The organism is Allobosea sp. 10L417 (genome assembly GCF_056395485.1).
Map to the genome: position 1 here is coordinate 174,406 of NZ_JBFTJP010000008.1, position 12,347 is coordinate 186,752.

16 protein-coding genes and 1 other RNA gene are annotated in these 12,347 nt (G+C 67.6%); 9 read left to right on the forward strand and 8 right to left on the reverse strand.

Going from position 1 to position 12,347, the window contains the following annotated elements; translation table 11 throughout:
* The 4 genes from dut (at position 1) to AC1DE3_RS19900 (ending at position 2,418) form a co-directional block, all read left to right on the forward strand.
* The gene (gene dut / locus AC1DE3_RS19885; RefSeq protein WP_476780148.1) at positions 1 to 474 is read left to right on the forward strand and encodes a dUTP diphosphatase; all 474 of its coding nucleotides are present in this window, start codon (positions 1 to 3) and stop codon (positions 472 to 474) included.
* Positions 471 to 923, forward strand: a complete 453-nt coding sequence (locus AC1DE3_RS19890) for an RrF2 family transcriptional regulator (RefSeq protein WP_441471129.1) — start codon at positions 471 to 473, stop codon at positions 921 to 923. Before dut ends, AC1DE3_RS19890 begins: the two co-directional genes overlap by 4 nt.
* An 83-nt stretch (positions 924 to 1,006) precedes the next feature.
* Entirely contained in the window at positions 1,007 to 1,969 is a 963-nt protein-coding gene (gene cysK, locus AC1DE3_RS19895) for a cysteine synthase A (protein WP_476780149.1), read from the forward strand.
* Positions 1,966 to 2,418, forward strand: coding sequence for a GNAT family N-acetyltransferase (locus tag AC1DE3_RS19900; RefSeq protein WP_476780150.1), 453 nt, complete (start codon positions 1,966 to 1,968; stop codon positions 2,416 to 2,418). Before cysK ends, AC1DE3_RS19900 begins: the two co-directional genes overlap by 4 nt.
* Before the next feature lie 6 nt (positions 2,419 to 2,424).
* On the opposite strand, the gene AC1DE3_RS19905 is transcribed toward AC1DE3_RS19900, so the two are convergent.
* From AC1DE3_RS19905 to AC1DE3_RS19915, 3 genes are all read right to left on the reverse strand, one after another.
* The gene (locus AC1DE3_RS19905) at positions 2,425 to 3,294 is read right to left on the reverse strand and encodes a VOC family protein (RefSeq protein ID WP_441510012.1); all 870 of its coding nucleotides are present in this window, start codon (positions 3,292 to 3,294) and stop codon (positions 2,425 to 2,427) included.
* A gap of 117 nt (positions 3,295 to 3,411) precedes the next feature.
* Positions 3,412 to 4,647, reverse strand: coding sequence for an NAD(P)/FAD-dependent oxidoreductase (locus tag AC1DE3_RS19910; protein ID WP_476852688.1), 1,236 nt, complete (start codon positions 4,645 to 4,647; stop codon positions 3,412 to 3,414).
* Positions 4,647 to 5,696, reverse strand: coding sequence for a YihY/virulence factor BrkB family protein (locus AC1DE3_RS19915; protein ID WP_441510014.1), 1,050 nt, complete (start codon positions 5,694 to 5,696; stop codon positions 4,647 to 4,649). The genes AC1DE3_RS19910 and AC1DE3_RS19915 overlap by 1 nt, the downstream gene beginning before the upstream one ends.
* 176 nt (positions 5,697 to 5,872) lie before the next feature.
* Here AC1DE3_RS19915 and AC1DE3_RS19920 point away from each other — a divergent pair, with 176 nt between their 5' ends.
* Positions 5,873 to 6,571, forward strand: a complete 699-nt coding sequence (locus tag AC1DE3_RS19920) for an outer membrane protein (RefSeq protein WP_476780152.1) — start codon at positions 5,873 to 5,875, stop codon at positions 6,569 to 6,571.
* Positions 6,572 to 6,701: 130 nt separating this feature from the next.
* Here AC1DE3_RS19920 and recR read toward each other — a convergent pair whose 3' ends face one another.
* The 5 genes from recR to AC1DE3_RS19945 form a co-directional block, all read right to left on the reverse strand.
* The gene (recR, locus tag AC1DE3_RS19925; RefSeq protein ID WP_441510016.1) at positions 6,702 to 7,307 is read right to left on the reverse strand and encodes a recombination mediator RecR; all 606 of its coding nucleotides are present in this window, start codon (positions 7,305 to 7,307) and stop codon (positions 6,702 to 6,704) included.
* Positions 7,308 to 7,414: 107 nt separating this feature from the next.
* Positions 7,415 to 7,735 carry a YbaB/EbfC family nucleoid-associated protein gene (locus AC1DE3_RS19930; RefSeq protein ID WP_441471122.1) on the reverse strand — a complete coding sequence of 107 codons (321 nt, stop codon included), beginning with the start codon at positions 7,733 to 7,735 and terminating at the stop codon, positions 7,415 to 7,417.
* 21 nt (positions 7,736 to 7,756) lie between these two features.
* Positions 7,757 to 9,622 (reverse strand): DNA polymerase III subunit gamma/tau, encoded by a 1,866-nt coding sequence (locus tag AC1DE3_RS19935; RefSeq protein ID WP_476780153.1) that lies wholly within the window; start codon positions 9,620 to 9,622, stop codon positions 7,757 to 7,759.
* Positions 9,623 to 9,743: 121 nt separating this feature from the next.
* An RNA gene (gene ffs / locus AC1DE3_RS19940) (signal recognition particle sRNA small type) lies at positions 9,744 to 9,840 on the reverse strand.
* Between the two features lie 64 nt (positions 9,841 to 9,904).
* The gene (locus AC1DE3_RS19945) at positions 9,905 to 10,471 is read right to left on the reverse strand and encodes a Chromate resistance protein ChrB (RefSeq protein ID WP_441510018.1); all 567 of its coding nucleotides are present in this window, start codon (positions 10,469 to 10,471) and stop codon (positions 9,905 to 9,907) included.
* 126 nt (positions 10,472 to 10,597) lie between these two features.
* Here AC1DE3_RS19945 and AC1DE3_RS19950 point away from each other — a divergent pair, with 126 nt between their 5' ends.
* From AC1DE3_RS19950 to rnpA, 4 genes are all read left to right on the forward strand, one after another.
* The gene (locus tag AC1DE3_RS19950) at positions 10,598 to 11,344 is read left to right on the forward strand and encodes a COG4280 domain-containing protein (protein WP_476780154.1); all 747 of its coding nucleotides are present in this window, start codon (positions 10,598 to 10,600) and stop codon (positions 11,342 to 11,344) included.
* Positions 11,341 to 11,556, forward strand: a complete 216-nt coding sequence (locus AC1DE3_RS19955) for a hypothetical protein (RefSeq protein ID WP_476780155.1) — start codon at positions 11,341 to 11,343, stop codon at positions 11,554 to 11,556. The genes AC1DE3_RS19950 and AC1DE3_RS19955 overlap by 4 nt, the downstream gene beginning before the upstream one ends.
* A 197-nt stretch (positions 11,557 to 11,753) precedes the next feature.
* Positions 11,754 to 11,888, forward strand: a complete 135-nt coding sequence (gene rpmH / locus AC1DE3_RS19960; protein WP_038364779.1) for a 50S ribosomal protein L34 — start codon at positions 11,754 to 11,756, stop codon at positions 11,886 to 11,888.
* 54 nt (positions 11,889 to 11,942) lie between these two features.
* The gene (gene rnpA / locus AC1DE3_RS19965) at positions 11,943 to 12,344 is read left to right on the forward strand and encodes a ribonuclease P protein component (protein ID WP_476780156.1); all 402 of its coding nucleotides are present in this window, start codon (positions 11,943 to 11,945) and stop codon (positions 12,342 to 12,344) included.
* Positions 12,345 to 12,347 lie beyond the last annotated feature (3 nt).

Sequence of the window (12,347 nt, forward strand, 5' to 3'; positions counted from 1 at the left end):
ATGGTGACGGTTGCGCTGCAACGACTGCCGCATGGCGCAGATCTGCCCTTGCCGGCCTATGAGACGGCCGGCGCGGCCGGCCTCGATCTGCGCGCCGCCATCGGCGAGCCGCTCGTGCTGGCTCCCGGCGAGAGGACGCTGGTTCCGACGGGGCTCGCGATGCAGCTGCCTGATGGATTCGAGGGGCAGGTTCGCCCGCGCTCGGGCCTTGCCGTCAAGCACGGCGTCACCGTGCTGAACGCGCCGGGAACCGTGGACAGCGATTATCGCGGCGAGGTCAAGGTGCCGCTGATCAATCTCGGGCAGGAGGCCTTCGCCATTGCGCGCGGCGACCGGATCGCGCAGCTGGTGATCGCGCCCGCGACGCATGCCACGCTGACGGAGGTCGCAAGCCTCGATGCCACCGCGCGCGGCGCGGGCGGCTTCGGCTCCACCGGCGTCGGCGGCGGCAAAAACCGGGAGAAGCGGCCATGATGCTGCTCTCGCGCCGCAGCCTGCTTGCCATCGCAGCCGTGGTCGACATCGCGCTGCACGCCCGGCCTTCGCCGGTCGCCGCAAAGCTTCTGGCCGCGCGCCATGCCCTGCCGCCGCGCCATCTGGAGACGCTGCTTCAGACGCTTGTCCGCGTCGGCATTCTCAAGGGCGTGCGCGGCCCGCGCGGCGGCTATGAACTCGCCCGCGAAAGGCGCAAGATCACCGCCGGCGACATCGCCCGCGCCGCGATGCAGGAATCCGGCGAAGAAGGGCTCGGCCCCCTGCCGCAATCGCGGCTGGTCGACGAGGTCGTCGGGCCGGAGGTTGAGGCCGCGTCGGCCGCCTTCCTGGCAATGCTCGACAAGGTGACCGTGGAAGAGCTCTGCCAGCGGGCGCAGGCTAAATCCGTCTTCGGCAGAGGTAGTTCCGGAGCAGATTTCACTATTTAAGATTGTGATTTGTTTCTTTAATCGACACAATCTGTGAATTGACCTAGCTTCACCGCCGGCAGGCCCTCCAGGAGGATTCATCCATGGCTGAAGCGACAAAGGCCCCCGGACGCGGGCGCATCTACAACTCGATCACCGACACGATCGGCGACACCCCTCTCGTCAGGTTGAACCGCCTGCCGGCCGACCGCGGCGTCAAGGCGACGATCCTCGCCAAGCTCGAATTCTTCAACCCGATCTCCAGCGTGAAGGACCGCATCGGGGTCAACATGATCGATGCGCTGGAAGCCTCGGGCGCGCTGAAGCCGGGCGGCACGCTGATCGAGCCGACATCAGGCAACACCGGCATCGCGCTCGCCTTCGTCGCGGCAGCACGCGGCTATCGCCTGATCCTGGTCATGCCCGAGACGATGTCTCTGGAACGGCGCAAGATGCTCGCCTTGCTCGGCGCCGAGCTCGTCCTGACGCCCGGCCCCGGCGGCATGCGCGGCGCCGTCGCCAAGGCCGAGGAGCTCAAGAGCGAGATTCCCGACGCGATCATCCCGCAGCAGTTCGAGAACCCGCACAATCCGGAGATTCACCGCAAGACGACGGCCGAGGAGATCTGGAACGACACCAGCGGCCAGGTCGACATCATCATCTCCGGCGTCGGCACCGGCGGCACCATCACCGGCGTGGGCCAGGTGCTGAAGGCACGCAAGCCCAGCGTGAAGATGGTCGCGGTCGAGCCCGAGGATTCGCCGGTCCTCTCGGGGGGACAGCCCGGCCCGCACAAGATCCAGGGCATCGGCGCCGGCTTCGTGCCGGGCGTGCTCGATCGCAGCGTGATCGACGAGGTCGTCACCGTCGGCAACCAGACCGCTTTCGAAACGGCGCGCGCGCTCGCCAGAAGCGAGGGCATTCCGGCCGGCATCTCCTCGGGAGCCGCCGTTGCAGCGGCGCTCGAAGTCGGCGCGCGGCCGGAAAACGCCGGCAAGACCATCGTGGTGATCATCCCCTCCTTCGCCGAGCGCTACATCTCCAGCGCCCTGTTCGAGGGTCTGTGAACCCGCCAGCCATTCAGATCGTCCGGCTGGCCGAAAGCCTGCCGGACGATTTCGAGGCCTTGCGCCACGAGGCGAGCGCGGAAAGCTATCGTTTCGTCGAAGGCCTGCGCGAGGAATGGCTGGCAGGGCATTATGCCGGCAGCGACGACCGCTTCGCTGCCTTCGCGGCCTTTCAGCAAGGGGAACTCGCCGGCATCGGCGCCCTCACGCCCGATCCCTACGATCCCGAGCCGGACCTCCTGCGGGTCAGACATGTCTATGTCAGGCCGCTGCATCGCGGCAGCGGTGTCGGCCGCGCGCTCGCCGCGGCGCTCATTCAGCAGGGGCTGGCACTGGCGCCGCGCTTATCGCTGCGCGCTGGCGATCTACATGCCGCAGCGTTCTGGGAGGCGAACGGTTTCAAGCACGATGCGGGCGGAAGTCGTCGGTCCCACCTGCTGACGCGCTGAGCTTTCTCAGCGGGCCAGGACCAGCCTGTTGCCCCAGGGGTCGGCAATCGTCGGCGCCCCTTCGGCCTCGCTGCCGCCGCCGGCAAGGATGCGCTCGCGCATCGCCGCGAAATCTACCTCGCCCCGCGCCACGACCTCGAAGCGATCGAGCCCGGCCTCCCCGGGCCGGCGCGGCCCGGCGCCGCGGCTGCCCCAGATATTGCCGGCGATATGGTGGTGGTAACCGCCGCTGGCGAGGAAGCTCGCGCCGGGATAATGGACCATCAGATCGAAGCCGAGCAGGTCGCGATAGAAGGCCTCGGCCGCCACCGTGTCGCCGACGCGCAGATGAATATGGCCCATGCCGGTGCCTTCGGGCATGCCCGCATAGGGGGCGCTCTCGGCCTCGGCGAGCAGCTTGTCCAGGTCGAGCCGCTCGGTCGCCATGGCAATGCCGCCATCGGGACGGCGCGGCCATTCCGCCCGTTTGCGGTCGCGGTAGATCTCGATGCCGTTGCCCTCGGGGTCCGAAAGGTAGAGTGCCTCGCTGACAAGGTGATCGGAGGCGCCTTCGAGCGGGATGCGCGTCTCGGCGGCGTGCTTCAGCCAGTTGGCGAGATCGCGCCGCGACGGCAGCAGGATGGCGAGATGGAAAAGGCCGGCCGCCGAACTCGGCTGCGCCGCCCCGGCCTGAAGCCGGACCAGCACCTGCCCGCCGATGCCGAGCTCCGCGCTGTCACGGTCTTGCCGGCTCAGCCGCAGCCCGATCGCATCGCGATAATAGGCAACCAGCTTGGGGAGATCGCGCACGCGCAAGGTGACAGCCCCGACATGATAGGGAGCGTCATGCGCCTCCAGAATGGCGAGAGGCGCGGTCTTCTCTGCGGTCGCGGACATGGCGGGATCCTTTCACGGCAGCCGTACTGGCCGCCGTCATCAAACATGGCGCTTCCCACCCCGCTTGTCGCCACCTTCGCCGGCAAAGGCGAGATTGCAACGCTGCAATGCGATCGTTCACCCAGGCCGCGAGCGGTCGATCGCGAAATGCCCGAACCAGCCTTCCTCCCGGCCACGGACGAGCGAGCCGATCAGGCGGGACGCGAGGAAACTGAAGGTGATGCCATTGCCGCCATAGCCGTAGGCGGCGAGGAGACGCGGATGACCCGGCACGCGCCCGATCAGCGGCAAGCCGTCCTCCGTCTGGCCGAAAGCACCGGACCACGCATGGTCGACATCGAGGCGCGCCTGGGGGATCAATGCCTGAAGCCGGTGCAGCAGGGCTTGCGTCTTCAGTATTCCCAGCGCCTCGCGCCGCTCCGGGTCCGCGAAATCCTCGTCCTCGCCGCCGAAGACGATGCGGCCGCCGGCCGTGGTCCGGCAGTAGCAATAATCCTCGGAAGCTTCCCAGACGAGAGCCGGACCCGGCCAAAAAACGCCAGGCGGCTGCGGGGCAGTGGCGATCGCCCAGCTCGACGCGACGCGGTGCAGGTCGTCGCGCACGATCTCCGGCATGACATAGCCGGTTGCGAGCACGACATGCCCGGCTTCGACGACATGGCCCCCTGACAGGCCGACGGCCGCGCCACGGGCGGCTCCATCGAAACCGATCGCCTCGTCGCGAATCAGGCGCGCGCCGCGCCGGGCGGCGACCGCGATCAGGCCGTGACAGAGGCTCACGGGGTCGGCCTCGGCAGAGCCGGGGGAGACGATCGCCACTTTGCGGTCGAAGCCGAAGCTGCCGAGCAGGGCTGCGTGCTCGACGAATTCGCCCTGCAATCCCGCGCGGCCGCGCAATTCGGCCTCATCGCGCAACTCGCGCGGCCCAATCTCCCCGGCGGCCAGATAGATCGTGTGGCGCGGCGAGAAACTGCAGGAAAGCTCGAGCTCGCCGACAAGCCGGCTAAGCCCGGCAACCGCTCCGGCGCTGAGCCGATAGATCTCGGCCGCCCGGTCGAAACCATAAAGCGCCGCCAGTTCGCGCAGCGGCAGATCGATCTCCCATTGCAGCATGGCCGTCGAGGCCGCCGTGCTGCCGAACCCTTCGCGCTCGCGATCGATCAAGACGGTGTCGAGCCCCATCGCCGTCAGATGCTCGGCCAAGAGCGCGCCGGTGATACCCGCGCCCACGATGGCCACGTCGCAACGCGTATCGGCTTCAAGCGGCTGCCCGGCCGGCCGGTCGATGCCGGCCCGCCAGGGACCGGTCCCACTGCGCAGATCGTCCTGGCGTGTGGTTTCGGGATCGAGCATCACTCCGCCTTCGCCGGGCCGACCCGGTCGGCGAGAGTGGCGCCGCGCTGGCCGAGAGGCTTCGGCTTGCCCGTCGTGGTGTCGTGCGCGGTCTGGTGTTCCAGCTCCGCGTTCAGCTCGGCCCCCGCGAGCACGATGGTCGCCGAGAGCCAGAGCCAGGTCATGAACACCACGACGGTCGCGAGCGAGCCATAAGCGGCGGTGTAGTTGCCGAGCGTGCTGACATACCAGGAGAAGGCATAGGAGGCCGCGCCCCATAGAAGGGCCACAGCGATGGCGCCGGGCATGACCCAGACGAAGCGCATGCGCTGGCGGCTCGGGCCGATCCAGTAGAGAACCGCTATCGAGAGCGTTGCCATGACGAAGAAGGCGGGCCAGCGCACCAGCCGGATCAGCCGTTCCAGCTCGAAATGGAAGGGAAATAGCGCGGTCACGACCGGCAAGCTGGCGATTGCGACCAGCGCCGCGACCAGCAGCACGACGCCGCTCACCGTGGTTAACAGCGAGATCGCGTTGAGCTTGAGGAAGCTCCGCTTCTCCTGTTCGCGATAGATGATGTTGAGCGCGTCGAAGATCGCCTTCACCGCCGCGTTGGCGGACCAGGCCGCGACGAGGAGGCTGATGTAGAAGGTCAGGGACAGGCTGACTCCCGACTGGGTCGAGAGCCGCATCGCCTGCTCGTGGATGAGCTCCCGCGCGGCCTGCGGGAACATGGTCGTCACCGCGTCGAGCTGCCCGGCGATGGTCGCCGGATCGGTGAAATAGCGGTAGATCGTCACCAGCAGCGACAGCGCCGGGACCAGCGAGAGCAGGGTGAAGAAGGCGACCGCGCCGGCAAGGGAGGTCAGCCGGTTGTCGGCGACATTGCCGACGAAGCGCAGCAGCACGTCCTTCCAGCCAAGCCACGTCATCTGAAGCGGCGTACGCGCTTGCCGTCCGCGAGCCTCCTCTTGCCGGCGCCGGCCGCGGCGATTGGCAAGTACCCCGGACAGATAGCCGAGCGCGACGCCGATGCCGGCCGCACCGGTGATCCGCTTCAGGAATGCCATCTCGGATTTCGCGCTCCGCCCTGCCTCGCCGCAGCTTGCGGTGAACCGCGCTCGGCCGCAATCGTTCCCGCGCTTTCCTCCCCCGGCACCAATTTAGCCGATTGTTAACCTTAATGCTTCGTTATGTCCGGGCGCGTTCGACCATTCGGGCGCATCACATGTCCTCGGAAAGCCCGATGTCGAAGCTGAGATATGCCCTGGCAGGATGCGTGGCGCTGCTGTCCGGCGCGTCCGCCGCGGCCGATCTGCGCGGCGTCGCCCTGCCGCCCGCGCCTGAACTGCCGGCGCTCTATTCCTGGACCGGTGTCTATGCCGGTCTCCAGGGCGGCTACTCCTGGGGCAGCAACCGCGTGCGGATCGGCGCGCCGATCGGCCCCTTCGCGCCGATGAGCTTCCGCATCGACGACGATTCCGCCTTCGGCGGCGCCCATGCCGGCTTCAACTATCAGTTCGGCAGCGTGGTGCTCGGCCTCGAGGGCGATATCGAAGCCGTCAACAGCCGCAGCCGCTTCGCCGGCATCGGCGTCAACGGCCGCGTCTCGCAGGACTGGCAGGGCGCGGCGCGCATCCGCATCGGCTATGCCTTCGACCGCATGATGATCTATGCCGCAGGCGGCGCCTCCTTTACCGAATATGAGCGGCGCGTTTTCGATCCGGCCGGCTTCGGCGAAAGGCTGACCAGCGCACGCACCGGCTGGAACCTCGGCGCCGGCGTCAACTTCGCCTTCACCGACAACCTGATCCTGGGCGCCGAGTACCGCTACACCGATTTCGGGCGGAACCGTTTCGCGAGCTCCGGCGCCTTTCCGGGCCTGACAGGCGATCAGGAATTCACGGCGCACAGCGCCCGCGCCAGCATCGCCTACAAGTTCTGAGGACGCTTCCGCTTGGCCGTCATGCTCGGGCTTGACCCGAGCATCCCGTGACAAAAACGCTCGCGCGCCTCGTCCGGCCAGCGATTCTCGGGTCTGCGCGTCGCTGTGCCCGAGAATGACGCGCGACGTCTCAAAACCCCGTGCGCTGGCGTATCGCGGCGGCCAGCGTGCCGTCGTCGAGATAGTCGAGCTCGCCGCCGACCGGAACGCCATGGGCGAGCTTCGTCACCTTGACCGGCAGATGCGCGAGCAGGTCGGTGATGAAATGCGCCGTGGTCTGGCCGTCGACCGTGGCGCTGAGCGCGAGGATGATCTCCTTCACCGCCGGATCGGAAGCGCGCGCCACCAGGGCATCGAGCGAGAGATGCTCGGGCCTGACGCCATCGAGCGCCGAGAGCACGCCGCCGAGCACGTGATAGCGGCCAGAGACCGCGCCGGAGCGCTCCAGCGCCCAGAGGTCCGAGATATCGGCGACGACGACGATCAGCCCGTCGTCACGGCGCGGATCGGAGCAGAGTCCGCAGGGGTCGCTGGTGTCGACATTGCCGCAGCGCGAGCAGACGACGATGCGCTCGCGCGCCACCGCCATCGCCTCGGAGAGCGGCCCGAGCAATTGCTCGCGCTTCTTGACCAGATGCAGCGCCGCGCGCCGGGCCGAGCGCGGCCCGAGCCCCGGCAGCTTGGCCAGGAGCTGGATCAGCCTTTCGATCTCGGGACCGGCAATGGCGCGGGACATGATGACTCGTCGATGGATACGTCATGGTCGGGCTTGACCCGACCATCTCAGGACGGGAGCCCTTCTGCACGAGATGCCCGGGTCAAGCCCGGGCATGGCGGCCTGTCTCAGAACAGCTTCATGCCCGGCGGGATCGGCAGGCCCTTGGTGATCTCGGCCATGCGCTCCTGCATGACGCGCTCGCCACGGGTCCGGGCATCGTTCGCGGCGGCGACGATCAGGTCCTCGAGGATCTCGCGCTCGTCCGGCACCATCAGGCTCGGGTCGATCTTCACGCCCTTGAGCGCGCCCTTCGCCGTCATCGTGACCGTGACCATGCCGCCGCCCGCCGTGCCCTCGACCTCGATGGCGTCGAGCTCGGCCTGCATGTCGGCCATCTTCTGCTGCATCTGCTGAGCCTGCTTCATCAGACCCATCATGTCGCGCATGGGAAATCCTCCTTAAAAAACTCAGAAATCGATGCCGTCGAAATCCGGCTCGGAATCATCGAAAAGCGGCTCGGCATCAGGCAGGTACTCGTCCTCGGCCGGCGCCGAGGCTGCATTCTCGGCCGCGGCGATGGCGCGCGGATCACGGACGTCGACGATGCGCGCACCGGGAAAGCGCTCCAGCACGGCCTTGACCGAGGGATGAGCCGCAGCGTCGCTCTCGCGCCGGTCCTTGGCCGCCACCGCCTGTTCGCGCAGGGTCGCGCCGCCCTCCTCGTTGACGACGGCGACCATCCAGGTCTGGTTCGTCCACTCCTTGAGGCGGCGCGAGAGATCCTGCGCGAGGGTACGCGAGGCGCCCTCGGCAAGCGAGAACTCGATGCGGCCGGGCTCGAAACGCACCGGCCGGATATCGCGCTCCAGGGCGATCTTCAGCGTGATGTCGCGGTTCTGCGACGCCAACGCGACGACATCCTCGATCGAGGCGACGATCGCGGCGGGGGCGGCGGCAATGCGCGCTACCGGCACAGGGGCCGGATTGGCGCTGGCGAGGATCGGCCGGGCGGCGAGCGCGGTGTTGCCGCCGCCGGAAGGCGGGCGCGGCGCGCCGCCACCATTGCCGTTTCCGGCTGGGATCGACCCCATACCGTCGCGCAGCAGCTTCAACGCCTCGTCAGGCGTCGGCAGGTCGGCGGCATGGGCGAGGCGCACGAGCACCATCTCGGCAGCCATCACCGGGCGGTCGGCCTGCTTCACCTCGCTGATGCCCTTGAGCAGCATCTGCCAGGTGCGGGCGAGCACGCGGATCGAGAGGCGCTGGGCGAAATCGCCGCCGCGCACGCGTTCGGCTTGGGCGAGGCTGTTGTCCTTCACCGCCTCGGGCACGAGCTTGAGGCGGGTCACGAGATGCGTGAACTCGGCGAGGTCGTTGAGCACCACCGCCGGATCGGCGCCGGCATCGTACTGCGCCCGCAACTCGCCCAGCGCCGCGGCGATGTCGCCCTTCATCACTGATTCGAAGAGGTCGATGACGCGCGCCCGGTCGGCGAGGCCGAGCATGGAACGGATGTCGTCGAGCGTGATCCGCCCGGCCGCATGGGCGATCGCCTGGTCGAGGATCGAGAGCGAATCGCGCACCGAGCCCTCGGCTGCGCGGGCTACGGCGGCGAGCGCCTCCTGCTCGGCATCGACGCCCTCGGCCTTGCAGATGCCGGCGAGGTGATCGACCAGCACATCGGCCTCGACTCGGCGCAGATCGAAGCGCTGGCAGCGCGACAGCACCGTGATCGGCACCTTGCGAATCTCGGTGGTCGCGAAGATGAACTTCGCGTGCGGCGGCGGCTCTTCCAGCGTCTTCAGGAATGCGTTGAAGGCGCCGGTCGAGAGCATGTGCACCTCGTCGACGATATAGACCTTGTAGCGCGCCGAGACCGGGGCATAGCGCACGGCGTCGTTGATCTGGCGGATGTTGTCGACGCTGTTGTTCGAAGCAGCGTCGATCTCCATCACGTCGATATGGCGGCCCTCGATGATCTCGCGGCAATGCACGCCGAATTCGCGCAGATCGGTGGTCGGGCCGCCCTGTCCGTCGGGCTTTTGGAAGTTGAGCGCACGCGCCAGGATGCGGGCGGTGGTCGTCTTGCCGACGCCGCGCACGCCGGTCAGCATCCAGGCCTGCGGAATGCGGCCGGCGGCGAAGGCGTTGGTGAGCGTGCGCACCATCGCTTCCTGGCCGATCAGATCGCCGAAATGCGCCGGCCGGTACTTGCGAGCCAGCACGCGATAGGGCGCGGGCGCCGCACCGGACGCCGCCTGCGGCGCAGGCGCCGGATCGAAACCGGCGAAACCCGGTTCGTCAGCAGAGGCGGCGTCGATCTGGTCGGTCATGAAAACTGGTTTCGCCAATCGGGAGGCGAGGGTCAATGGCGCTATGGCAACTTGCGCGCCGCGCCGTTTGACCTCGGCCCAGGCTTGGCGCGGGTGCACGGCGCTTTCACGCGGCGCATGAGGTGGGAGGCTGGACGAAGACCCGTTCGGTCTCGTTAGGGCTGCTTCCTTCCGGACCTGACCCGGTTGGCGAGTGAGACGTCCCTCGCCAACCTCCCGGGCGCTATATCGGGGATGTCAGCGCGAAGCGCAAGCCTGCCGGCACCAGATCCACCAGCGCGGTCACGGTCGCTTCGGCGCCTCGGGAGCGCGATTCTCCTCCTGCGCCGCGAAAACATTATGCGCATAGGCGTCGAGGATCGCTTCCGAACGCTGCAGGCGCTCGGCCGCCTCGCCGGCGCGGGGCGCGCCGTAGAAATCCAGCTTGCGGATCTTTTCGATCCAGTTGCGGAATTTCATCAGCTCCTGCTCGTTCTCCTCGAGCTCGGCAAAGGTGAAATGCGAGACCCGCGTTTCCTCGTCGATCTCGGCCTCGAAGGCGAGACACTTCTCGATGAATTCCTTGTACTCGTCGTCGCGATCGGCATTGAAGCGCGCGACGACCTTCTCCTGCTGTTTCTGGTCGAGGCCGACCGTCGCCAGCAGCAGCGCCTCGCCCTCCGCCTCGGCGATCTCGTTCTCGAGCATCTTGAGACGCCGCAGATGGTCGTCGGTCTTCGGCAGCAGGCAGACGCCGCCCTGCAGATAGACCGCGCCCATCCCCTTGAGCTTGCGCCAGATGGAGACCCGCTTGCGCGCCGGTTCGGCCGGAACCTTGTAGGTCAGCAACAACCACTCTAGCGACGCCATGGAACCTCTTGAATGTTACCACTGTTACAAATAGCATTTTACCCCAGCCATTCAAGACCGAAGCGGCAGTGACAGCAGAAGCCGCCATTGTCACCTACCGGCGAGACCATTCACAAGAGGTCGCTCATGACGTGGACCATGGCCGCTCCAGCGCTTTCCGCCGCCTTCCTCGCCTCGCTGGTCGAGGTCGTCGAAGCCTTCACCATCGTCCTCGCAGTCGGGACCGTCCGCGGCTGGCGGCCGGCGCTCATCGGCACGGGCTGCGCGCTGGCCGTGCTCGCATTGCTGGTGCTGCTGCTCGGCTCGGCCCTGACACGGGTGCCACTGCAAGCCCTGCAGCTTACCATCGGCATTCTGCTCCTGATGTTCGGCCTGCGCTGGCTCCGAAAAGCCATCCTCCGGGCCGCGGGCTTCATCGCTCTCCATGACGAGGAGGCAGCCTTCATCAAGGAAACCGGGGCCTTGCAGGCCGGCGATGCCGGAACGGCAGGTCATCACGACTGGATAGCGGGGCTCACCGCCTTCAAAGCCGTGATGCTCGAAGGCATCGAGGTCGTCTTCATCGTGCTCGCCGTCGGCGCCGGCCGGGGCCTGCTCTGGCCCGCCAGCCTCGGGGCGCTCGCAGCCTGCGCGCTCGTGCTGGCGCTCGGCCTCGTCCTGCGCAAGCCACTCGCCAGCGTTCCCGAGAACACCCTGAAATTCGCCGTCGGCGTGATGATATCGGCCTTCGGCATCTACTGGACGGGCGAAGGGCTGGGCGTCGATTGGCCCGGCGGCGACTTCGCAATCCCGGCGCTGGCGGCACTCCTGCTGGCGAGCGGACTCACCCTCGCCGCAACCTTTCGCCGGAACTCCATGGAGACTGCAGCATGAAGACGATCGGCATGATCCTGCGCGAAATTGCCGCTCTGTTCATCGATGACGAACGGCTCGCCCTCGCCATCCTTGTACTGGTCGGGCTATGCGCCTGCCTCGCTTTCGGCCTGCACGCCAGCCCGGCCGGCGTGGCCGCGGCTCTGACGGGCGGCTCCATCCTGGTTCTGGCCTTCAACGTCCGCCAGGGCACGAAGCGCCGGCCGCGCTGAATGCTGCGCAGAGCTTCCCCGCCGATGGCGGCTTCGCGGATCATTCGGCATTGACTCGGTGTCGTCCATCCGTCATAAGCCCGCCACCTGCGCAGCCGAAAGGCCGCGCCGACCCTTATCGCATGACAGGCTCGGTTGGCCATGCTTTCCCCGGAAAGCCGCGGCCGTCGTGCTCATAAAGGCCCCGGAGACGGACCGTGAAGAGAACCTATCAACCCAGCAAGCTGGTTCGCAAGCGCCGCCACGGCTATCGCGCCCGCATGGCGACCAAGGGTGGCCGCAAGGTCATCGCTGCTCGCCGCGCGCACGGCCGCAAGCGCCTGTCGGCCTGACAAGCACTGGCGCGTGACCATAGCGCGCCCGTTCCGGAAGACTGGCCAACCGCCATGCGCCTCGCCCGTCTGACGCAACGCAAAGAATTCCTGGCGGCGGCCGACCACGGCCGCCGTTTTCGTTCGCCTGCCTTCATGGCACAGGTGCGCGACTGCATGCCCGAGGAAGAGCGGGACGGGCTCAGGCTCGGGCTCACCGCCTCGCGCAAGACCGGCAATGCCGTGAAGCGCAACCGCATCCGCCGCCGCCTGCGCGCAGCCGCCGCCAAGGCGCTGCGTGACCAGACCGCGAAGCCCTGCGACATCGTGGTCGTTGCCCGCTCCGAAGTGCTGAAGGCAGATTTTCACGCACTCGTGGCCGATCTGTCCATTGCCATCGACCGGGCGAAGCCTCAAAAGCCGCATGCTGACCGGCACCGCTCGCGCATGAAGCGCGATGTGGCGCCGCGAGGCTGACCA

Coding starts and splice junctions, on each gene's coding strand:
- dut (WP_476780148.1), top strand. CDS start 1: ATGGTGACGGTTGCGCTGCAACGACTGCCGCATGGCGCAGATCTGCCC.
- AC1DE3_RS19890 (WP_441471129.1), top strand. CDS start 471: ATGATGCTGCTCTCGCGCCGCAGCCTGCTTGCCATCGCAGCCGTGGTC.
- cysK (WP_476780149.1), top strand. CDS start 1,007: ATGGCTGAAGCGACAAAGGCCCCCGGACGCGGGCGCATCTACAACTCG.
- AC1DE3_RS19905 (WP_441510012.1), bottom strand. CDS start 3,294: ATGTCCGCGACCGCAGAGAAGACCGCGCCTCTCGCCATTCTGGAGGCG.
- AC1DE3_RS19910 (WP_476852688.1), bottom strand. CDS start 4,647: ATGCTCGATCCCGAAACCACACGCCAGGACGATCTGCGCAGTGGGACC.
- AC1DE3_RS19915 (WP_441510014.1), bottom strand. CDS start 5,696: ATGGCATTCCTGAAGCGGATCACCGGTGCGGCCGGCATCGGCGTCGCG.
- AC1DE3_RS19920 (WP_476780152.1), top strand. CDS start 5,873: ATGTCGAAGCTGAGATATGCCCTGGCAGGATGCGTGGCGCTGCTGTCC.
- recR (WP_441510016.1), bottom strand. CDS start 7,307: ATGTCCCGCGCCATTGCCGGTCCCGAGATCGAAAGGCTGATCCAGCTC.
- AC1DE3_RS19930 (WP_441471122.1), bottom strand. CDS start 7,735: ATGCGCGACATGATGGGTCTGATGAAGCAGGCTCAGCAGATGCAGCAG.
- AC1DE3_RS19935 (WP_476780153.1), bottom strand. CDS start 9,622: ATGACCGACCAGATCGACGCCGCCTCTGCTGACGAACCGGGTTTCGCC.
- AC1DE3_RS19945 (WP_441510018.1), bottom strand. CDS start 10,471: ATGGCGTCGCTAGAGTGGTTGTTGCTGACCTACAAGGTTCCGGCCGAA.
- AC1DE3_RS19950 (WP_476780154.1), top strand. CDS start 10,598: ATGACGTGGACCATGGCCGCTCCAGCGCTTTCCGCCGCCTTCCTCGCC.
- AC1DE3_RS19955 (WP_476780155.1), top strand. CDS start 11,341: ATGAAGACGATCGGCATGATCCTGCGCGAAATTGCCGCTCTGTTCATC.
- rnpA (WP_476780156.1), top strand. CDS start 11,943: ATGCGCCTCGCCCGTCTGACGCAACGCAAAGAATTCCTGGCGGCGGCC.